This window comes from Sphingobacterium yanglingense (assembly GCF_004363245.1).
In the GTDB taxonomy this organism is placed as follows: domain Bacteria; phylum Bacteroidota; class Bacteroidia; order Sphingobacteriales; family Sphingobacteriaceae; genus Sphingobacterium; species Sphingobacterium yanglingense.
In genome coordinates this window covers 296,884-319,931 of sequence record NZ_SNYV01000013.1, presented here as the reverse complement: position 1 = coordinate 319,931, position 23,048 = coordinate 296,884, and the positions used below count along the sequence as shown (strand labels likewise).

Below are 23,048 nucleotides of genomic sequence, written 5' to 3'. Positions count from 1 at the left end.
CTCCTTCTTCTATTTTATAGCCTTTTCATCTCCGATCGACTTCTTATAGGAAAACAACCAGTCATAGATTCCATCCTGATGAAACAATCGCTCCACACTACCATGGGTCCCCCCTGCAATAACTGTTAACGTAACATCTGCATCACTGTCACATTTTTTGATCGCATTAAACATTTTTTTTGATTCTGATAGCGGTACTGCCCTATCACGGTTCCCATGCTGAATCCATAAGGGGACTTGTGTCAGATTGCAAGCATATCCAAGCGTACCACCACCACAAATAGCCACGGCAGCCGCAATTCTATCTGGATATTTCCCAGCGAGATCCATCGTCCCATAACCTCCCATACTCATTCCACATACATACACCCTCGAACTGTCTGCATTATAATTAGAAAGAACGTAGTCGATCACCTCCATTACCTGATCAGGATTCCAACCGTTGGATGTCTGCGGTGCGACAATAATTCCCGGAATATCGTGTCCCCTTTCCATAGCATACAAAACACCATAGCGCTTTACTCTGGCCAAATCAGTACCCGACAAACTCTTTCCATGTAAGAAGACCAAAATTGGTTGCTTTGCGCCTGTCTCTTCATAGTTTTCCGGTAACCGTAACAAAAAATCGTAGGCTGTTTTATTCTTTATCGGTGTTATATCCTTCGAGAAAGCCTGGATCATCGGACAGATAAATAATAACACTATAAAAAGGCTCTTTTTCATATGTAAATAATTTGTCTTTTAACGGTCATATGGAATATCCAAAGTATATTATGCCTATTTCTTATTTCAAATCGAAGGCATGCAGCTTCGCAGTCATTCGTATCTATGTAGTTTCTGCTGCATGGATATTTCATAAATTACGTTGTCGCTTATTAAGAGCGCAAAGCTATAAAACCATCATGACGTTTCAAAACGTCATTTCCCAATCTTTAAATATTAGCTACTCAACAGGACGACAAGTAATAATATGAGTTCGTTTTGTATGACTTTATTATGACAATTAGAAACAAATTGTTATATTGCCTATAGCAAAATACAAATAACCATGATAAATCGTTCAAAACTCCTTATTCTATCCGGTATTATGACCGTAGTCTTTACCATCAGCGCTTTTACAGATGCTCCCTTAAAAGTTCAGTCCGATGGTCCAAAAAACCTAAAAGTACTTCCTAAAAACATCTCACATGAAGACTTAGAGACAGTCATGAAGGGCTTTAACACTGCCTTAGGGGTAAAATGTAACTATTGTCATGCGGCAAAACCCAATGGAGAAAAAGGCTTAGATTTCGCCAGCGATTCAAATCCTCATAAAAACATCGCTCGGGAAATGATGAAGATGACAAAAAAAATAAACACTAAATATTTCAAGCATGAACACGAGGGTGTTATTCAAAACATTACGTGCGAAACATGTCATAATGGGAACAAAGAACCTAAAACCGTATCGATACAACCTTAAAGTTTTACATTTATTAACTACTATTTCGGATATAAATCTGTATTTTTCCTCTATAAAAAGAGGTCCTATCTCTAGAGGACATTAAAAAATTAAATACAGGTTTATATCCATGAGAATACTCCACACCGCTGACTGGCATTTAGGAAAACGTCTTGATTTTGTTTCGAGACTGGAAGAACAAAAGGAGGTTTTAGATGAAATATGCCAAATTACTGAACAACAAGAAGTAGACCTAGTGATTGTCGCTGGCGATCTTTTTGACACATTCAACCCTTCCGTAGAAGCTACAGAACTTTTATACAACACCCTAAAACGACTTACAGCAAATGGGAAACGCCCAGTGATTGCAATCGCTGGCAACCACGACTCGCCAGACCGTATAGACTCGGCCGACCCATTGGCCAAAGCCTGCGGTATTATCTTTATCGGTTATCCGAATGCATTGATTAGTCCATTTGCCAGTGAAGATCATTTTCGAATCACTAAAACAGATCATGGATTCCTGGAGATCCAGCTCAAACATATTCCCTATCCCGTACGTTTGCTTACGACGCCTTATGCCAATGAGATACGGCTCAAGCAATTTCTAGGGATTGAAGACAAATCTAATCAACTCAACCAGTGGCTCAGCGCACATTGGAAAACATTGGCAGATCAATATTGTGACCACAAAGGGGTCAATATACTCACAGCGCACCTCTATATGATGGAACGCGGAGGTGAGTTATTAGAAGAACCTGAGGGTGAGAAGCCAATTAAAATAGGCAATGCCGATATCACCTATACTGATGGTATACCAGATACCATCCAATACACCGCACTGGGACACCTACACCGTTACCAACGCATACCGGGGCACCATGCACCTGTCATATACTCTAGCGCCCCTCTCTCCTATTCTTTTGCCGAAGCCGGTCAAACGAAAAAAGTAGTGCTTATAGACATTGAACCCGAACAACGGGTGCAGTTGACCCCAATCAGTCTAATAAAAGGGCGAAAGCTTCATCGAAAAAAATTCAATTCTGTAGACGAAGCGGTAAACTGGCTTGTTACAAATCCGAATACACTCATCGAGTTGACCATGGTCACAGACGCATACCTATCGTCTCAAGAACTAAAACGACTGCACGAGGCACACGATGGAATAATCCATATCATACCTGTTTTGACAGGTATCCATGAGACTACAGATAGCAGTAATCCCGTCCGCTTGGACCAAGATATATACTCCCTATTTGCTGACTATTTTAAAAGCAAATACGGTCAGGCGCCCAATGAAGAAATCAACACTTTATTCAAAGAAGTGCTCACACAAAATAAAGATATAGAAGGATAAATTACTATGCTGCCAATATATTTAAGTTTAGAAGGTCTTTATTCCTACCAAAAAAAGCAAGAAGTCGACTTCACACAGCTCACTGAAGGTGGGTTATTTGGAATCTTTGGAGCAGTCGGTTCTGGAAAATCTTCTATTTTAGAAGCCATCAGCTTTGCCCTATACGGCGAAATAGAGCGGCTCAACAAACAGGAAAAAAGAGCATACAACATGCTCAATTTAAAATCAGATACGGCGATCATCGACTTTCACTTTCTCAATTTTGAAGGGAGAAAGTTTCGCTTTGTAGCGCAATGGCGGCGCAAAAAGAAATTTGAAGAGACAACTAGTATCGAGCGGTATGCCTACGAGTGGAAAGACAGCAACTGGCTCCCCTTAGAGTCTGCAGATGGTGCCAGAGTTACCAATCTGTCCTATCCAAATTTTAGACGTACGATCATCATCCCGCAAGGGCAGTTCATGGAATTTCTCGAACTCAAAGGCAAAGAGCGATCGGATATGATGAAAGAAATATTCTTTCTAAACCAATACGATCTCGGGCCTAAGGTCAGCCTACTCCAGAGCGACAACAACAAAAAGATAGAACATATTAAAGGTGCACTTACGGGCTATGAGGAAGTTTCCGAAGAAATCATTGTAGAACAGGAACGTTCACTAATAGAATCAAAGAGAAACTTGACAAACGTTAAGTTAGAATTTGAAAAAATAGCACAACAGCTTCATGCATTACGGTTAGAAAAAGAAAACAAGAGTGATCTTGACCATAAAGAACAACAGCTAGCGGAGCTAGAATTACAGCATCCGCAGATTCAGCGTTACGAAAAAGAACTGCAACAGTTCGAATCCGTAACCCAAAACTTTAGAGAGCCTATCAATAACCTCCACGACATCACTTCCCGTAAAGAGCAACTATTGATCAAAATAGAAAAGCTCAAAGACAACAAACAGTTACTAAATACCCAAATAGCGGAGACTGCATCACAACTAGAAAGCATAAAGGAGGATTACGAAGCCTTGGCTACCTCCCGAAAAAAAACAGATGATTACAGGCTGTTGATTACGAATACCGATCTGCAACAACAAAAAATTGAGTTACAAAGCCGTGTCGACCGTGGTACTCCTTATATAGAACAGACCCGACAGAAAGAAAAAGAGCTTTCAGTACAACTTGGAAAAGAAGAAGAACAGCTTGACACCGCGAAAAACTCGCGAATCCAAACACAAGAGTTGATGGATGTCGAAAATTGGTATCAAAAGCAAGAACAGTTACAAAAAGACGCCCTAGACATCCACATTAAAATCGCTAAGTTGACTCAGGATCTTACCACTTATAGAGGACAGCTCGAAGAAATCAATCTTTCGGAGACGAACTGGCAAGAAATACTCAAAGACAAGATAGATAAGGTTGCTGCAGCGAGTAATCTTTTAAAAGAAAAAGAAAATGCACTGCTTGTCAAACAAGAGCTCTCTCAATATGTATTAAAACTACATGATGGATCTCCTTGCCCCTTATGTGGGTCTTTAGAGCACCCGGCCCCCATGCATGAAGAAGACTGGGTACTCGAAGTAAAGGTACTCAACAACGAGCGAGACAAATTAACACAACTAGATCAGGAACTTAGAGAGCAATACGCTAAGGTATCGGCTATAACCGTTCTTATCACAGACAAGTTGAACGACACTAAAGGCTTAAAACAACAGGAAAAAGAAATTAGCGATTTGATTTCGATGCACGACAGTACCTTTACCTGGAACAATTTCGAAAAAGGGAATCGCAGCAGCTTTGAAACACAAAAAAAACAGGCACAACAGTTAGAAGTCAGAATCCTTGAACAGGAAAACTCTATCAAAGACATTCGAAAACAAATTCAGGAAACACAAGAAAATCTGGCTAAATATGAAAAATCTTTGGATGATTTCAAAAATCAGGTAAAGATTGTCGATGCCAAGATAAGCCACAATATACAACAGCTGAAAACAACTGCAGATCATACGTCGTACGAAAAAACGGGCAAGGCTACACTCGTTAAAGCCCTCGCTGAGTTAGAACGTAAAATTGAAACCGTCGAAAAACAATATATAGAATGGAATGAAATTCTAAACCAAAGGCGAACTCAATTTGCGGCGGTTGCAGGTCAGTATACAGAAGCCCACGAACAGTACATAACACTCACAGCCCAATTGCAAGCATTACAGGGAACAATCAATAGCCTGTTAAAAGAATTCCAATTTGAAGATATCACTATTGTTAAATCTATTCTGGAAAAAAGCTTCGATATCCTAAAGACACGCGAAAAGATACAACAATTCTATGTGCAGTATAACACGCTACAAACACGGATAGCCGAACTAAGGGAATTGATGAAAAACAGTACATTTTCACAGGAAGTATTTGAAGAGATCGAAAAAATCCATGAACTCAAGAAGGAAGAACTTGAGCTAGAGCTGACGTTGAGCGGTACCCTAGAAAAAGAACTAGCCCGTCTTACCATAGAGTTGGGCAAGAAAAAAACACTTCTTTCCACCTACGAACAGCTCAATAGTCGTAAAGAAAACCTTAGAACCCTCGACAATATGTTCAAGGGCAATGGGTTTATAAACTATGTTTCGAGCATACATCTAGCCCGTCTTTGTGAGATTGCAAACCAACGTTTCCATAGACTGACCAAAAATCAGCTCAGCCTATGCCTCAATGAGAGTAACGAATTTGAAGTCATCGACTTTCTTCATGAGGGACATCAACGATCTGTCAAAACACTTTCAGGTGGCCAAAGTTTTCAGGCCTCCCTTTGCTTAGCTTTAGCATTGGCCGAAAATATCCAGTCCCTCAACAAAGCTGACCGAAACTTTTTCTTTATTGATGAAGGCTTTGGCACACAGGATGCGGAGAGTATTAATACCGTCTTTGATACCTTACAGTATCTGCATCATGAAAACAGAGTTGTAGGAATAATATCCCATGTTGACGAGTTGAAAGAACGCATTCCGCGATCGGTATCTGTCACAAAAGACCTCGAAAAAGGGAGCCAGATCACCCATAACTAGCTTATAGAAAAAGCTCCTATTTTATAGGAGCTTTTTCTATTTCTTCTAAAGTTTTATAAAGTTCGAGATACTTCGCTATAGCCTGTCTCTTGCGATCATCCAAGTTAAAATCCAAACTCCTCGTGAGATAGAACTCATAATCAAAATTTGGATAGTGTGGCAATTCCGCTATGACATCCTTTGGATGGGCTACTCCCTCCGCCAATGCTTGATTGAATCTTTCCACAAATTCTACAGGCAATTCTTTATTCGCAACCCATACCGCATATGCAAAAGGCAAGCCCGTCAGTTCCTTCCAAAAATGCCCTAAATCATAAACATAGGGTACGGATTCTTTCTTTCCAAAAGTACGGTCCCCGATCAAAACATAAGCGTCAGCATCGCCTTCCCAAACAATATCGACTTGGTTTTTCCAATAATATTTCAAAAGAATACGAGCTAATCCATTCGATGTTCGCGACTGTAGGTCCAAACGAAGCGACTTGATTTGCGCTATAGGTTTGTCCGAGAAGATAAAAACAGAATCCACGGCTCCATCCGAACCGATACAATAATCCGTAATAATCATCGGATCAGTTACCTTCAACAATGCCGCCACGGGTATAATCCCCAAGTCTGCTTCATTCGTAATCACCTTCCGTGCACATTCTGCGGGGTAATCTACACTCAACTCAATCATCTCCATTACAGACGAAGCCTTGACCCCCTGCAAAAATGGCAATGTATTGGTATAGCTAACAGCCGAAACCCTTACTTTACTCATTATAATAATCCTTTCAAATGTTCTGTATTGTAATAATCCGATATCGAAAATAGACCATCTTCATAATCCACAACATACAACGCCGTATTCGTATGTGGAAAATCATCCATCTGACGAACGGGAACATTCGTAAGATGGCATAGCATGATACGTAATGCACGTCCGTGCATACACACTAGTACCTTTTTTTCGTCCGTTTTCGTCAGCATATAGTCTATAGCCTGTCTTTGCCGAACGACAAGCTCATTAGGAGACTCTCCATTTTCGACCCGGACATCCAGTTCATCATTACGCCAAGCCTGCACCAGCTCTTCAAAACCTTTCATAATGGTTTCGTTCTGCTCCTGCCCCTCATATATCCCCCAGCTAATCTCGTCCAGTCCTTCCAGCTGCTCTACTGAAATGTTTTTAACACTAAATGGCTCGACAGTTTGATGTGTACGTAGCAACGTAGAAGTATAAATCTTATCAAAATCTACGTCCTTATAAGCATCATAGAATGCTTCAGCTTGTTGGAAACCGTTTGCGTTCAACGGAGAATTCACTCCCCTCCCCTGCACAATACCTTTTAGATTAAGGTCAGTCTGTCCGTGTCTTATAAAATAGAAACTTTTCTTCAATATATTCGCTTAATTCACTACGGGTAAAGCGTAGTAACGTTTGGATTTATCCTCTTCAAAAACCACATCCTTGTAATCCGTCACGACATTATACAAGGTATCTCTTTCAATCGGGTGGCGTCCTACATTTCGAATCAGCTCCACCAATTGTTGTGTACTCATTGCTGGCGTCTGTTCCTCTGCCCCAGCCATACTATAAATCTTCGTTGTATCGTCTAGCGTCCCATCGATATCATTGACCCCATAGGCCAAAGACAGTTGGGCTGTATCCCGGGATATCATAGCCCAATAAGCCTTGATATGATCAAAATTATCTAGATAGATACGAGCAATAGCATAGTTTCTCAAATCTTCGATTACCGAAACTTCTGGAATACCAGACATCTGATTGTCCTTATTTCTGAATTTCAAAGGTATAAAAGTTTGAAACCCTCCCGTTTTGTCCTGCAATTGGCGCAGGCGCTCCATATGATCTACCCTATGCCAATATTCTTCAATATGACCATAGAGCATCGTCGCATTCGTATTCATCCCTAATGCATGCGCCTGCGTATGTATATCCAGCCACTGTTCAGCAGTACATTTATCGTGTGCTATTTTCTCCCGTACCTCTGGGTGGAAAATCTCCGCTCCTCCTCCAGGCATCGAATCCAAGCCACACTCTTTAAGATATTTCATCCCTTCGTAATGACTTAATTTGGCTTTCTTAAAGATATAATAGTATTCAACCGGAGTTAATCCCTTGATATGCAGATCAGGTCGATGGGCTTTACACTTCTTAAAAAAGTCAGCATAAAACTCCAAATTCTGTTTAGGGACTACACCTCCTGTAATATGCACTTCGGTCACGGCTTCATTATCATAACGCCTAACCACATCCATCATACCTTCTACATCCATTTCCCAGCCTTCATCACGTTGTTTGATCAACCGTGAGTAGGAACAAAACTTACAATCGTACACACATACGTTGGTAGGTTCAATATGAAAGTTTCTGTTAAAATAGGTGCGGTTTCCATGTTTGCGCTCTCTGATATAGTTCGCTAGAACACCTAGGTAATTCAGTTCCCCTTTTTCGTAGAGCATTACTCCCTCTTCAAAAGTAATACGTTCTTGGGCTACAACCTTCTCTGCTATTCTTCTTAAGTCGGTATCTAATTCACTGTTGATTAAAAAATCAAGCTCTTTGTTCGCATCCATGTGTCTCTTCTTCTAATTCAAACTTACCTAAAATGCTGCGTATTCACCAATATCCCGCGCAAAATATCCGTATAACACTGCTTTTTTACATCCAATCAATAGTAGATAAAAAGCGTTTAGGCATCTGCGAATTGTTGCATATCGATTAATCTGCGGTACAGTCCATTCTTAGTTAATAGTTCTGTATGTGATCCTACCTCTACAATCTTTCCCCCCTCTAATACCACAATTTTATCAGCGCTTTGTATCGTGCTCAATCTATGGGCGATGACCACGGTCGTTCTATTCTCCATTAATTTATACAACGAGTCCTGTACTAATCTTTCGGACTCTGTATCCAATGCTGATGTCGCTTCATCCAGCAACATAATCGGTGGATTCTTCAGCACTGCCCGTGCAATACATATACGTTGCCGTTGACCTCCCGAGAGCTTAGCTCCCCGATCCCCAATATTAGTTTGGTACCCTTCGTCCGTATGCATGATAAATTCGTGTGCATTCGCAATGCGTGCAGCTTTTTCAACCTGCTCCAAAGTAGCAGACGGAATTCCGAAAGCAATATTATTAAAGATGGTATCGTTAAACAATATGGACTCCTGATTTACCGTTCCGATTAACGCACGAAGTGAATCTTGATTCAGATCCCTCACATCCTTACCATCAAACGTAACAGCACCTGAGGTCACATCCATAAACCGTGGGATTAGATCCACCAAAGTAGATTTACCTCCACCAGAGGGGCCTACCAAGGCTACTGTCTGTCCTTTTTCGATTACCAGATTGAGTTCTGTAAGCACATTACGCTCACCATAACTAAAATCAACATTTTCAAACTTAATCGAGTTTTCAAAAATATTAACGACTTCTGCATTCTCTTTATCCTCTACCAAGCATTTTTCATCAATTAGTTCCAACACTCGTTCACCCGCAGCCAATCCATTGTGAATTCCACTAAAAGAATCTGTCAACGCTTTAGCAGGTCGCATTACCTGAGAAAAAATACCGATATAAGTAATAAATGCCTCTGCCGATAAACTACCCTGTCCTGACAAAACCAAACTACCTCCATACAGCAATATAATGGCCACCATAACCACTCCCAACAATTCCGAAACCGGCGAGCTCATCTGTTGACGCGCAGCCATTTTGCGCAAAATAGAAGCAAAACGTTCGTTTTCATCGTGAAAACGATCTTTCACAAATCGCGTAGCATTAAAAGACTTAATAATCTTTATACCGGACAATGCTTCATCCAAATAGGTAATCATATTGGCAAAGGATTCCTGTCCTGCAAGTGCTTCCTTCTTCAATCCCTTCACAATACGTGCAATCAAAAATCCAGAAACAGGGATGACTGCTATTGAAAAAAGCGTCAATTGCGGTGAGAGTAGAAATAAAGCAACAAGATAAGCAATCAATTGAAGTGGCTCCTTAAATACCACCTGAAGGGTCCCTGTCACCGAATACTGCACAGTCTGTACATCTGAAGCGATTTTTGAAATAACATCTCCCTTTCTTTGATTGGTAAAGAAGCCAAGATGAAGATCCATCACACTATCGAACACTGCCTTACGCAATTTCAACAAGGTATGAATCCTAAAATTCTCCATGATCCGTTGACAGAAATAACGGAATAAATTAGAGATAAATACCGAAATGACAATCACAATACAGATATACTTTAGTGCCTCGTAAGGGCCTAATTCTACATACAAAGTGTTGGACAAGTATTTAAACCACTGCCCTATATCGTAAAAGTTGTCAGGCTTAGCCAAGACAGCAACAGCTTCTTCAGGCACATCTCCACTACCTTTAAATAATACAGATAATAGAGGCATCAATAATGCCAGATTTAACGTTCCAAATACAACCGTGATGATTGTACAAAAAACATAGGGTATTGCAAATCTACTTATTGGTTTAGCAAAAGATAATAGTCTAAAGTATGTCTTCATCCAAAAAATTAAGAATAACAAAAATAGAAAAAAACCTCCATCAATCCTACTTTTGACTAATACTAGTATTTCGTCAGTATATCGGTTATTTGTCCTATGCATGGTTGACAGCACCACTTAACAGGCTCTATTTTACACAATTTACAGCTATTACCTATTTTATAACCAAATAATTCAACAAAGCGATTTTGTTTTTATAAATTTAGCACCAAATTTAAAAAAATGAACATTGAAGTTGCGAAAAGGCTACAACAAACGGAAGAATATTACTTTTCTAAGAAGTTGAGAGAAATTGACGAGATGAACAAAGCCGGAGCACAGGTAATCAATCTAGGTATCGGAAGTCCTGACCTACCACCGCATCCAGAAGTCATCCAAGTACTGACCGAGCAAGCTGCTCAGACCAACACGCATGGTTATCAAAATTATAAAGGATCACCTGTGTTACGTCAAGCTATGGCCGATTGGTATTCGCGATATTATGGCGTTATTTTAAATCCAACCACTGAAATACTACCTCTAATAGGTTCAAAAGAAGGTATTGTACACATCTGCATGACCTACCTACAGGAAGGCGACCAGGTTCTTATTCCGAATCCGGGATACCCTGCCTATACTTCGGCCGTAAAGATTTCCGGTGCTACAGTTATTCCCTACGATCTGACACAGGATAACAATTGGCTAGTCAATTTTGAAGCCATGGAAAAATTGAACCTCAGCAAAGTCAAAATGATGTGGATCAACTATCCACACATGCCTACTGGAGCACGGGCCAACAGACAATTCTTTGAAGCAGCAGTAGCATTCGGAAAGAAATATAATATACTAATCTGTCATGACAACCCTTACAGTTTCATATTAAACGATCATCCGGAGAGCATCATGTCGGTAGAAGGTGCCAAAGAAGTAGCTATTGAATTAAATTCTTTGAGTAAATCATCCAACATGGCCGGATGGCGTATCGGCATGTTGGTCGCCAGCGAAGATCGAATCAATGAAATATTACGGTTCAAAAGCAATATGGACTCGGGTATGTTTTTACCTCTTCAGCTCGCTGCGGCAAAAGCCCTAAACCTAGATAGTTCGTGGTATACGCAGTTGAATGGAGAATACAGTAAGCGAAGAGAAAAGGTTTTTCATATCATGGATCTATTGGGTTGTAAATATGATCCAGATCAGGTGGGGCTTTTCGTCTGGGCCCAGGTACCTGAGCAATATGCCGATGGCTATGCACTAAGCGACAAGGCACTTTACAATGCACATGTCTTTATCACTCCGGGTGGGATTTTCGGAACCGCGGGAAACAATTATATCCGCATCAGCTTATGCGCCAAAACAGAAGTTCTGGATGCAGCTTTAGACCGCATCGCATTAATGGTTAAATAAGGTATAACATCTAAATACTCATATCTAAGTACTATAAAATGAATATAGCTATTGTCGGTATCGGATTAATTGGTGGGTCTACAGCCATCCGATTGAAAGAAATAAAATCTTTCGACAAAATAATTGGTGTAGATAAAAACGAATCCAATCAAAAAAAAGCAATACAACTGGGCCTTGTTGATGAGATCATGTCTCTGGAAGACGCTATACAGCATGCCAAAGTAATTGTATTAACAGTACCTGTTGATGCAATCATGCAGTTGGCCCCAGCTATTCTCGATCAGATTGACACACAAGTCATCATCGATATGGGGTCGACTAAAACAAATATCCTACAGCTCATCGCTGATCACCCCAAAAGAGGTCGCTATATCGCTGCCCATCCCATGGCCGGAACCGAATATTCTGGTCCTGAGGCCGCCATACCAAACTTGTTTAGGGACAAAAACATGGTTTATGTTGATGCCTTCCGTACAGACGAAGATGCGTTTGATATAGCGGATGCGATTACGGAACAATTGGAGATGAAATCCCTATTTATGAATGCAGAGGAACACGATATGCACACCGCTTATGTATCTCACATCTCGCATCTTACTTCTTTTGCTTTAGCACTTACCGTATTGGAAAAAGAAAAATCACAAGGAAGGATTTTTGAACTAGCAGGATCGGGGTTTGAGTCTACTGTACGACTTGCTAAGTCGTCTCCCGACATGTGGACACCTATCTTTAAGCAGAATAGGAACAACGTCTTAGAGGTTCTGGAAGAACATATCAAACAATTACAAAAACTACATCGTAAACTAGAAGATGAAGATTACGAAGGACTGCACAAACTGATAAAGAAGTCCAACAAAATAAAGCGGATTATTAAATAAATAGAAAGAAGCAATGGTTAACCATTGCTTCTTTCTATTAATACCATCAACATCAGACTTATCACGAAGCGTTCCTCATCCACATTATCTGATGTCAGTTTATGCACCGTAAACCTCCGTCCAAAAAAAGAAGGTTCTTTCTTAATTTCGAATAATACCCGTCCATCGTTATTGGACAATAAATAAGCTGGATTAAAGAAATATCCAGATAAGATACCGATCAAAGGAATCTCTCCAAACAGACCATCCATAAACTTGGTCCAAGGATTTTTCTCCTGTATCGTGTGATCGTGATTATCCTCATTGTTTATCAATCGGAAAGTCGACCGCCATAGCGACCGCAGCGTCTTTCTTCGCACTTTACCGACTATCCTTCCCGAATGATCTTTAATCGTAAATGTCTGCTGAAAATCAATCAGCTTATCCGATATCAATTCATATAGAAGATTGGCTTTCGATTCATCACTATAGATTTTAACCTGATCGCGCCAAGCAAAAATTTTTTCACGGACATAGCAGATTGTCTGACCGGATTCATCCTTTGCAATAAAGTCATTCGCTATAGTTCCAATCTTAAATTGAAAATGCAGAGGATAGTTAAAAGTACTCATATTAATATTTCAATTTAAATTGATCGAATACCTTAGACCATAACCATATCGGCCCGATCCCCAACAGTTTAACGAAGTGTTTAAGCCCTAGATTTCCTTCCTTTCTAATCAGTAAAAATAAAATCGACAAGGAAACCAGGGCGATACTGGAACATACCAGTACCACAGATGGCCCACCATCCCGTTCTACATACTCAAGCTGCACAATAAAAAAACTCATAATCCCTATACAGAATAACATCGCATAGGAAAGTGTTGGAGCGAGTTTAAGATAACTGTATACTACAATAGCAATAAACAGAGAACCCCAGTTCAAGAACGTATGCGCGTTCATGCGAATCAAAAAATCAAATTGAGGAAAAGGAATCATCCATATAAGCCCCATTAATCCAAAAAAAGCAAGGAACAAAAAGAAAGCATACAGCACTTTACTACCATTTACGAATATATCGTCCATATCCTTAAAGTACTTATCTACTGGCCGCTGTGGCACTTCCTTTTGTTCCTTGTTCTGTTTATTTTTGCTCATACCGCAAAAATAAGCAATTATCTATATTCCAAGCCCTGTTCCTTATATTTTACTTCTTTTGGCCTTTTGCATATACCCAATAAAACACCACTGGGATTACCGTAAAAGACAAAATAAGACAGATTAATAATCCTCCAACAATCATAATAGCCAGTGGCTTTTGAATTTCAGATCCCATTCCAGTAGACATCGCTGCTGGGAGTAACCCCATAGACCCCATCAAGGCAATCATTACCACAGGACGTATACGGCTTCGCACTCCACTGTCTATAGCTTCCCTCAATTTCATTTTGTGTCGCATATTATCCCGGATCACCCCTATCAGCACAATCCCGTCAATTGTTGCTACGCCAAAGAGAATGATAAAACCTATACCTGCTGATATTCCAAAAACTGTCCCTGTCGCCCACAATGATATAAATCCACCGATAAACGCAAAAGCAAGAGTCAATGAAGAAATAGCTGTATCTTTAAAATTACCAAAGTTAGAATACAGCAATAGCAGGATCAGCACCAATGATATCGGGACAACCATGGCCAACTGTTTGGCAGCGCGCTCTTTACTTTCGAACTCACCGGCCCACTCCATGTGATGGCCTTTCGGCAACTTGACCTCTTTATCCACCACCTTTCTAGCCTCTTCTATAGTACTTCCCAAATCCCGGCCATCAATACTGAAGCCAACGCCGATATAACGACTATTCCCTTCCCGGTAGATAAATGCAGGGCCTGTTTGATAACCTATAGTTGCGATTTCCTGCAATGGGATATTCTGTCCATTACTTGTTGGTATTAAGATATTTCCAATTTTCTCCTTAGTGTCACGATATCCTTCTTCAAAACGCACCATCACGTCAAATTGACGATCATCTTCATAGAATTTTGTTGCTGCCTGTCCTCCTATTGTCATCGCAATAACCGCCTGTACATCTGAAGTAAACACGCCGTATCTCGCCATCTTAGCGTCGTGCAGCTGTATACGCAATTCCGGCAATCCAATATTTTTATATACATTAATATCCGTTATTCCCTCCACTTTTGCGATAGAAGAAGCGACCTGATCGGCGTAATTTTCAAGATCATACAAATCGGTACCAAATATTTTAATCACCAGCGAACTTTTCACTCCCGCGACATACTCTTCCACATTATCCTGTATAGGCTGGCTGAATCCAAAACTAACACCTGGATAGTGCGCCAATTTATCGCGTAGCTCTTGAATGATATCTTCTTTGGAGACGCTTCTTTTCCAATCCTTGGTATCCTTTAGCTGCACATTAAACTCAATATTGAAAAATCCGGTCGGATCTGTACCATCATTTGGGCGCCCCGTCTGTGTCAGTATAAACTCGATTTCTTCAGAGCCTTGCATCATCAATTCTTTCATCTCCTTCGTGAGCTTGGTCGATTCTTTTAGATTCACACTATTAGGCAATGTCGCCCGGATATAGATCGCACCTTCATTAAGCTTAGGTAAGAATTCTGAACCATAGTGTGAAAACTGAACAGCACACAGGGCCAGTAGCGCTACAAAGAGTCCAATCGTCATCTTCTTGTAGCGAAATGCCGTATCATACAGTCCATAAATACTACGCTGAAAAAATCGTGTAATGAAGTTTTCCTTTTCCTCTACCCCTTTTGTAAACAACAACTTACACATCGCTGGCACATAAGTCAAACTCAATATCAACGAACCTAAAAGCGCATAGCCCAGTGTAAATGCCAAAGGGGAGAACATCTTGCCCTCTACCTTCTGAAAAGAGAAGATTGGGAGCAATGCTACAATCAGGATACTCAACGCAAAAAATATGTAAGTAGCGACACTGCCTGTACTCTTTTTGATAAGCCCCAGTTTACTCATCTTCGCAAAACGCTCAGGTCCTACACGATGGGATAAGGTGGCCAATGCTACAAAAACAGTTTCAACAATTACCAAAGTTCCTTCCAGCAATAATCCAAAATCCAATGAACCCATTGAAATCAAATTCGCTGGGAGTCCCTGTATCTTTAATGCAATAATGGCAAATAGAAAAGATAGCGGAATCACAGAAGCAACAATAAAAGTTGACTTCCAATTGTATAAAAATATAAATACAATAAGAGAGACCAACAATATCCCTTCAATAAGATTGCCCGACACTGTCCGGACGGTATTGTCTACCAGCTTCGTCCGATCGATGACCGTCTCCATTTTCACCCCTTCCGGTAGTACCCTATCGTTCAATTCTTCTATTTTGTCTTTCAAACTGGCGATCACCTCCGATGGGTTTTCGCCACGTAACATCACCACAATCCCCTGCACCACATCTTCATGTTCGTTAAAACTGACTTGTCCTAAACGCGGTTTGCTCGACACCACTACTTCTGCTACATTTTTGATCAATACGGGTACTGTACCGTTCAGCTTGACCGTAATATTGCCGATGTCTTCGATTTTATCTAATAGACCAACTCCCCTCACCACATACGCTTGGTCCCCCTGCTCAATTACATCTCCCCCTACGTTAATATTCGACCTCGATACGGCCTCATATACGTCCAGTGGCGTGAGGTCAAAGTTCTTTAATTCAGTTGGATTGATTTTGATCTCGTATATTTTCTCCTCACCACCAAAACTGACCACATCGGCTACTCCAGGCACCCCTAGTAACTCTCTTTCAATAACCCAATCCTGTATCGCTGTAATATCGCGGATAGGTTTGTCCGAGCGAATGATATATCTAAAAATTTCGCCTGTAGCACCGGATGGTGGTTCGATTTCAGCTTCTGCCCCTTCGGGTAAATTTACCCCATTGAGTTTGTTAGCCACATATTGCTGTGCATAAAAATCATCTACTCCATCTTCAAACTGAACCGTCACGACCGATAGACCAAATAATGATATAGACCGCACATTCGATTTGTGGGGTATACTATTCACTTCTTTGGAAATAGGTAAGGTGACTAGTTTTTCCATTTCCTCTGCACTTCGACCGGGCCATTGTGTTATGATACGTGCGCGTGTATTGGTCACATCTGGGAAGGCCTCGATAGCGGTATGCCGGAGTGCATAGACTCCTGCAAACAACAAAGCCAACGTCGCAAACAACACAAATGTCGTATTATGCAAAGAAAATGTAACTAAGCGCTGTACTAATCTCTTCATCTTTCCCTATTTGTTTAACTCTTCATAAATCAACAATGCGTTTGAACCGACCACCTGCTCTCCGGGCTGCAATTTCTCCGCTATGAATGTATACTCTTCATTACTCCCAACTTTCGTAACCGGAAGAGTCCGAAGGTGACAATCGTCTTTATAAACGACAATATGCTCGTGATTACTGTGAAATACCACTGCATTATTAGGAATAGCAAGTGCTGTCCCTTGGCTATTATTTTTATCGATAATGATATCTGCACTCAATCCCGGCATTAGGCGTAGCGTCGGATTAGACAAAACCACCCGTGCTTTGAGCACATGCTCGTTATCGTCAAATACGTTATATATCTTATCAATCTTGCCTGGATACACCTGATCTGGATAAGCAATAGTCCTCACCTTAACCTGATCACCGACCTGTACATACCGCAGATTAGTTGCATAGATATTCACCATCACCCACACTTCCTTCAGGTTAGATATCGAGAACAAAGGATCACTATCCGACACAATGTTTTGGCCTGCGCTTATAGATTTCTGGATGATATAACCATCTTTGGGAGCCAGTACCTGAAAGGAATTCGAACCAACAGCTCTATACAATGCCAACGACTGAACGATACGGTCCAGTTCAATCCGTGCATGTTCAAGTTCATGTTCCATCTGTAATAACTCCGGAGCAGAAAACAAACCATCTTGAAGCATTTCCTTTTTTGTCTGAATCTGGTTTTTCAACAGTTGGATCTGATTCTCCTGATTTCGTTTCTCTTGATACAGTCCTTGGATCTCTGCCGAACGGATCGTAGCCAGTACCTGTCCTTTACGGACATAATCTCCAAGCTCAAATTGTACCTGCTCTACACTACCTTCCAGTAAACTCCGGAAAGCCACTAGATCATTCTCATTATATTCGATTTTGCCCGACAGTGTCAACTGTTCCATTATCGGACGCTCTTCGACAGCGACTATACTTGTCTTCTTCTTTAACATATCATTCAGGCAGAAGGTATCCTGCTTTGCAACTCCATCTTCGTTGGATGTGGGAGTCTGCTTGCACCCTACGAACAGTAATAATCCAACTATCTGTGCCAATACTAAGTAACTATGCTTCATCTGTAAATATTCTAAAAATCTTTTCCAACAATATATTGTAACTCTTCGTAGGTACTCTTATAATCCTCCAGAAGCTCTGCCTGGGACTGCTGCGCCTCCTTATAGGCCTGTGTAAAGTCGATAAACTCCAACAGCGTAATCTGACGGCTCTGCAAGTGTTTATTGTAGCTGATCCACATCTTCTCCTGATCCATAATCCGCTCTTTATCCCAACGCTGTAACATCCGTTCGTAACTATGCAATTGACTTTGCAGACGCATAAGCGTAGATTCTAACTCTGTCCGTACAGATAATCCCACAGACTTCTCCTGTTCAATTTCGAACTGAGCTGCTTTAATATTGCCTTTATTTCTATTGAATATTGGCAGGTCGATCTGCGCCCCCAAACCCACAAAATCACGCATTATATTCCCTCCGCGATCATATCCCAACTGCACTGTAACATCCGGCTTACGCATAGCGCGCTCTAAAACAAGCTTCTTTTCTGCAGACTCTGAAGCGTTCTCTTGGCGCTTCAGTCCTATATTCTGCTCCAATGCCATCGTCATCATATCTTTAGGAAGACTAGAAAGCTTAAAAGTCATTAATCGATCAAACATCAAATCTTTGGAATTAAGATCAGGCAACTGTGTCAGGATACGCAAAGCACTAAGTGCTTCCAGCTTGTCGGATTCGAGCGCCATCGCCTCTCTCTGCAAAGCGACTAGCTCCGATTGTATCCGATAAAAATCAGCTTGCGATACATTCTGCTTTTGCACCTGACTGGCATATTGCTTTTGTAATTCTTCGTATAGCGTTATTACAGTTTGGAGCTGTATTTCTTCAGCGGTTAGCCGTTCGACCTTATAGAACCCTTGCCGTAGTTCCTTTTTAAGCTGGCGTAGGAGTTCTTCATATTCAAGCAACGCATCATTCTTTTCCAGATTCTTCAACGCTACTCTTTTTTTACGCTTACCTGCTGTTTCGATCAACTGCTCGAGTTCTATCGATACCTGCTGCGCTTTCCCATAATTCCCGAAAATTGGAGGCAGTTCTTCATAGCCTGTATTTTTCCACAGGTTTATCTCGCTAATACTTAATGTAGGGTTATTCCACACTTTCTCCTGAAGCACCTCCGCATCTACCCGCTGTACATTATAGCGCTGAGCCAGAAGCAAATAATTGTTTTTAAGAAATAGCGCTTCTAAGTCAGACAGGGAATAAGATTGTGCATAGATGGTCCCCTTAATTAGAAATAAGGAGACTAATAAAAAGATCTTTCTCACCATTTTTTGTTTTATACCGCAAAATTACCTGCCGTACATTAAGGTGAAGTCCGATATAGATTAGAAGTAGATTAGAAAGTCAGTATAACGGTGGTACCTGAGCCGTCACTCTCGATTTCCAAATTGATTCGATGCAATTGAAAAATCACATTAGCCATTGATAGGCCTATTCCCTTCCCTTGATAGCCTTTTACATTCTTTCCACGAAAGAAATTCTGTTTGATATTGTAGATATCTTCCTGTAATATTCCAATGCCTTTATCTTTTAGCAATATCATCAGCCGTCCCTTATTCTCTTTGATAATAACCTTTACCACATCATTATTAGAATACTTCAATGCATTCTCAAGCAGATTACCTATCGCCAATTCCAATAATTTCTCATTACCTTCAAAACTGAGAAGCTCATTTTTTTGCACTTCCATCTCCACTTCAACCTTAGCTTGATGGTAGAGTACAGCATTCTCAATGACCGACCATATAATCTCATCGACACGCAACATACTAAACTCGAATGAAGTTTTCGCTCCGGACAACAGGGCCATATTATCCAATGTATCCTGCAGATCGGTGGTATATTGCTTGAGTTGAGAAATCACCACTTCGTACTCTTCTACCGTACGTTTTTTGCTTTTGGTCACCTCCAAAGTCCCTAAAAGAGCTGTGATAGGTGTTCGCAACTCATGCGATACGTAATCAATAAAGTTCTTTTGTACATTAAAAGTCTTCGCTATCCGATCCACAAAATGATTGTAGGTCAATATCAGATCATCTATTTCATAATAGCTCTTTTTCAAAACAATGGGTTCATTAAAATTCTTAGTATCCTTTCTTTTGATTTCATTTATTATACGTACGATAGGTTCATAAGCCACCGTACCCAAATACTGCGACACAATAAAAATAGAAATGATACCCAACAATGAAACAATCAATAGAATTTGCAAAAGAGACCCCATTTGTTCCTTAAACTCCTCCTTCGATTCGCGCGTGACTACGACAAAATCTCCCTGATTATCCTCGTAAAACCTACCATTATAAAAGAAATCAGCGGTAACAAAGTGTGCTATCCGTTCCTTTCGGACCCTATCCATAAAAGCCGAATCGATTGCCTCAACGGCAGGCATATCACCATTAAAACGTTTATTATTCTTATCCAGGAGAATAATATTTTTTCGGGAAATTGTTTTTAATAATTGGCTCTTGATACTCTCATGCTCGACAAAAGAAAGCTCATCTTGCTCCAGATAATAGATTGCAGCCAAGAGAGACTTACTCTCTAAAGACTCCCGTTCTTTCCGCTCCATAACAGCGTAAAAAGAGATGTAGATCATCGTAGAGATAATCAGTGTGATCACACTGAATATAGAGACCGAGTAAATCGAAAGCCTATGTTTTAATTTCATCTTAAATAGTCTTAAACATATAGCCTATCCCTTTCACAGTATAGATATACTTTTCCTGCCCTTGTTCGATCTTGCTTCGTAAGTAAGAGATATACACGTCCACCACATTGGTTTGATTGTCGAACGTAATTCCCCACACCGCATTAAGAATCTGTATACGCGTCACCGTACGGTCTTTATTCTCGATAAGGTACAATAATAATTTGAGCTCTCGGGGTGATAGATCAATGGCTTTCCCCTCTCTCGACACAATATATTGGTTCATATCAACCGAAAGGCTACCATAAGTCAGTACATTAACAGGCACCTCCTGCTGCTGGTACTGCGTACGCCGGGTCAGCGCTCTGATTCGGGAGAGTAGTTCGTCAAAATGGAAAGGCTTCGTGATATAATCATCTGCGCCATAATCTAGAGCGGATACCTTGTCCTGCACACTGTTCAGTGCGCTCAACATCAAGATGGGGGCGAATATCTTTTTGTAACGCAATGTCTGCGCCAACTGGATCCCATCCATCTGTGGCAACATAACATCCAGAATAATCAAATCCCAAGAAATCCCCAGATAAGAATCCAGAACTTCCTCCGCAGACTTGCACAATACAACCAAGTAGCCATTCTCTTCCAACCCTTTGATCAAAAAATCACTGATTCGCTTGTCATCTTCTACAACTAATATCTGCATAAGTCTTCTTGAATAAGAACAAACTTATCAATAATTAATCCATAAATCAGTATCAATAAGATTTCTAATGGATTTCTAATTTTAGTTCTTGAAATTTAAACCGTCCAATAAAGCCAGAGCTTCAAGGCATCCCAAAGGCCGGTCTATTCTTTATATTCCTTGCCCGTAAGTATATCGATATAATACCACTCTTCATTGCCCTCCGCAGATTTGACTCGTACCGCTCCATCGGATGAGATAGACCGATAGCTTTTGTTGCCTACAGGAGCCTTTTTCAAATTGTCATACAGGAAATAATCACCTTCCTCTTCCTGTTGCAAAGAAAAGATTTGTTTTGTAGTATTCAACAGATTAACATCCCTATAACTTGGTTCGATTGTCCAGTCTTTTCGTTGTGTATCCCACACTCCCCATGTGGGCTTCTCTTCGCCTTTTTTGACCTGCACAATATACATCTCGGGCGATGCATTGACATACTTTATCTTACCTACTCTCCAGTCCTTGGGCATATCTATTGCCCCAAAGAGCATCTTTCGATCCGGCCAAAGCAAATTGCCCACCTGATCAAAAATAAAAAAATCTGAAACTTGAATTTCGTTCAGCAGATTCCCCTTCACATCGATATAAAGCCAATCGTACGCCCATACACTATGGTCATAATTGAACCTTCCCAAAATAAAATACGGGGAGTTATTGACCGAATAAACCAATGACACCTCCTTCAAAAACTCCATCTGTGCAGCTGTTCCTTGCTTAATCTCGCTAGGGAATGGCTTGTCGTATTGCGGAAAAGAATATACATCCTGTGTTTTATTATCTTTCAGCAGTTTTGGAATCTCTGGTGCATACCGCTCTTGATTAATGGAATCCAGGGTCAATATTCCCTCCCCCAGCTTGAGATCTAATCGGTCTGTGCTCTGCAAACCCGAAGCTATACCATTCTTATCCTTGACACCGTACAAGGTAAACGTATTACCACTGGACGTAAAATAACGACCATTGTCCAATATCACTATGATACCGGTTTTTTCCTTTTTAATCTGTCCTTTTTTTATTTGATACAGCGCATTATTCAATACGAATCGGCTACTATCGAGCTCGTAGACCATTAGACTATAAGTAGCATCATCAGAAGGTACATCTTCTTTGAGCAATACCTGTTGTGTCTCCAGAACCTTGATCCGCACATTGACATAGGTAGTTGTCTTTTTGACATCCCCTCCCATTATATTCCAGTCCCACTTCCACACGGGCATCTTCTTTTCATATTCAACCTCGGTCATCATGAGCGTATATCCTCCAAAGACCTCAAGACGGATTTCCTGATCGGCATACGCCTCTACAATCTTCCCCTGTGCATCTATCACTGCCGTCTCCCCGCCTTCATTACCTACTACCGCATAACCTTTGCTTATAAAAGGACTGGCATGGGTATACCGTTCACTGATCTTTTCTTTACCATCACGGTCCACATAATTGAGCCGCCCATCGCTATTTAAATATGGAATCATAACATGTATTTTCGGTGAAGCCGCAGGTGCCTGGGCTTTTATTTCTATCGCTGGATTCATACAACTCGTAAATATACAAGCTGCCATGAATAGCTGAAGTCTATAGTGTCTATTTACACGCATAAGTTCGCCTTTCATTTAAAACAG

At 40.7% G+C, this 23,048-nt stretch carries 18 protein-coding genes; 5 read left to right on the top strand and 13 right to left on the bottom strand.

All coding sequences use genetic code 11. The annotated features are described in order from the left end of the window. Nucleotides 1-9: 9 nt before the first annotated feature. Entirely contained in the window at nt 10-723 is a 714-nt protein-coding gene (locus CLV99_RS09720) for a carboxylesterase family protein (RefSeq protein WP_133584310.1), read from the bottom strand. 325 nt (nt 724-1,048) lie between these two features. Here CLV99_RS09720 and CLV99_RS09715 point away from each other — a divergent pair, with 325 nt between their 5' ends. The 3 genes from CLV99_RS09715 (at nt 1,049) to CLV99_RS09705 (ending at nt 5,843) form a co-directional block, all read left to right on the top strand. Further along, nucleotides 1,049-1,462 carry a c-type cytochrome gene (locus tag CLV99_RS09715; RefSeq protein WP_246032729.1) on the top strand — a complete coding sequence of 138 codons (414 nt, stop codon included), beginning with the start codon at nt 1,049-1,051 and terminating at the stop codon, nt 1,460-1,462. 109 nt (nt 1,463-1,571) lie between these two features. Further along, nucleotides 1,572-2,798: a metallophosphoesterase family protein gene (locus tag CLV99_RS09710; protein WP_133584309.1), complete on the top strand. Its 1,227-nt coding sequence runs from the start codon at nt 1,572-1,574 to the stop codon at nt 2,796-2,798. A gap of 6 nt (nt 2,799-2,804) precedes the next feature. Beyond that, nucleotides 2,805-5,843 (top strand): AAA family ATPase, encoded by a 3,039-nt coding sequence (locus CLV99_RS09705; protein ID WP_133584308.1) that lies wholly within the window; start codon nt 2,805-2,807, stop codon nt 5,841-5,843. A gap of 16 nt (nt 5,844-5,859) precedes the next feature. On the opposite strand, the gene CLV99_RS09700 is transcribed toward CLV99_RS09705, so the two are convergent. The 4 genes from CLV99_RS09700 to CLV99_RS09685 form a co-directional block, all read right to left on the bottom strand. Beyond that, on the bottom strand, nt 5,860-6,606 hold the full coding sequence (locus CLV99_RS09700; protein WP_133584307.1) for a menaquinone biosynthetic enzyme MqnA/MqnD family protein: 747 nt from the start codon (nt 6,604-6,606) through the stop codon (nt 5,860-5,862). Further along, the gene (locus CLV99_RS09695; RefSeq protein WP_133584306.1) at nt 6,606-7,226 is read right to left on the bottom strand and encodes a histidine phosphatase family protein; all 621 of its coding nucleotides are present in this window, start codon (nt 7,224-7,226) and stop codon (nt 6,606-6,608) included. The genes CLV99_RS09700 and CLV99_RS09695 overlap by 1 nt, the downstream gene beginning before the upstream one ends. A gap of 9 nt (nt 7,227-7,235) precedes the next feature. Continuing rightward, nucleotides 7,236-8,426, bottom strand: a complete 1,191-nt coding sequence (gene mqnE, locus CLV99_RS09690; protein WP_133584305.1) for an aminofutalosine synthase MqnE — start codon at nt 8,424-8,426, stop codon at nt 7,236-7,238. A gap of 116 nt (nt 8,427-8,542) precedes the next feature. After that, nucleotides 8,543-10,381, bottom strand: coding sequence for an ABC transporter ATP-binding protein (locus CLV99_RS09685; RefSeq protein ID WP_133584304.1), 1,839 nt, complete (start codon nt 10,379-10,381; stop codon nt 8,543-8,545). 222 nt (nt 10,382-10,603) lie between these two features. On the opposite strand from CLV99_RS09685, the gene CLV99_RS09680 reads away from it, so the two are divergent. Together CLV99_RS09680 and CLV99_RS09675 are read left to right on the top strand one after the other, a co-directional pair. Continuing rightward, complete coding sequence (locus CLV99_RS09680) at nt 10,604-11,767, top strand: pyridoxal phosphate-dependent aminotransferase (protein WP_133584303.1); 1,164 nt, start codon at nt 10,604-10,606, stop codon at nt 11,765-11,767. A gap of 38 nt (nt 11,768-11,805) precedes the next feature. Further along, nucleotides 11,806-12,645, top strand: coding sequence for a prephenate dehydrogenase (locus CLV99_RS09675; protein ID WP_133584302.1), 840 nt, complete (start codon nt 11,806-11,808; stop codon nt 12,643-12,645). A 17-nt stretch (nt 12,646-12,662) separates the two neighbouring features. On the opposite strand, the gene CLV99_RS09670 is transcribed toward CLV99_RS09675, so the two are convergent. The 8 genes from CLV99_RS09670 to CLV99_RS09635 all read right to left on the bottom strand — a co-directional run bounded on the left by CLV99_RS09670 (nt 12,663) and on the right by CLV99_RS09635 (nt 23,039). Further along, on the bottom strand, nt 12,663-13,256 hold the full coding sequence (locus CLV99_RS09670) for an LURP-one-related/scramblase family protein (protein ID WP_133584301.1): 594 nt from the start codon (nt 13,254-13,256) through the stop codon (nt 12,663-12,665). A gap of 1 nt (nt 13,257) precedes the next feature. Beyond that, nucleotides 13,258-13,785, bottom strand: coding sequence for a hypothetical protein (locus CLV99_RS09665; RefSeq protein WP_133584300.1), 528 nt, complete (start codon nt 13,783-13,785; stop codon nt 13,258-13,260). 49 nt (nt 13,786-13,834) lie between these two features. Further along, complete coding sequence (locus tag CLV99_RS09660) at nt 13,835-16,930, bottom strand: efflux RND transporter permease subunit (protein ID WP_133584299.1); 3,096 nt, start codon at nt 16,928-16,930, stop codon at nt 13,835-13,837. Nucleotides 16,931-16,936: 6 nt separating this feature from the next. Beyond that, nucleotides 16,937-18,037 (bottom strand): efflux RND transporter periplasmic adaptor subunit, encoded by a 1,101-nt coding sequence (locus tag CLV99_RS09655; protein ID WP_133584298.1) that lies wholly within the window; start codon nt 18,035-18,037, stop codon nt 16,937-16,939. 11 nt (nt 18,038-18,048) lie between these two features. Further along, nucleotides 18,049-19,305: a TolC family protein gene (locus tag CLV99_RS09650; protein WP_133584297.1), complete on the bottom strand. Its 1,257-nt coding sequence runs from the start codon at nt 19,303-19,305 to the stop codon at nt 18,049-18,051. Between the two features lie 68 nt (nt 19,306-19,373). Beyond that, nucleotides 19,374-20,708 carry a sensor histidine kinase gene (locus CLV99_RS09645; RefSeq protein ID WP_211348496.1) on the bottom strand — a complete coding sequence of 445 codons (1,335 nt, stop codon included), beginning with the start codon at nt 20,706-20,708 and terminating at the stop codon, nt 19,374-19,376. Nucleotide 20,709: 1 nt separating this feature from the next. Next, nucleotides 20,710-21,390: a response regulator transcription factor gene (locus tag CLV99_RS09640; RefSeq protein ID WP_133584296.1), complete on the bottom strand. Its 681-nt coding sequence runs from the start codon at nt 21,388-21,390 to the stop codon at nt 20,710-20,712. 143 nt (nt 21,391-21,533) lie between these two features. Beyond that, the gene (locus CLV99_RS09635) at nt 21,534-23,039 is read right to left on the bottom strand and encodes a hypothetical protein (protein WP_133584295.1); all 1,506 of its coding nucleotides are present in this window, start codon (nt 23,037-23,039) and stop codon (nt 21,534-21,536) included. Nucleotides 23,040-23,048: the final 9 nt, after the last annotated feature.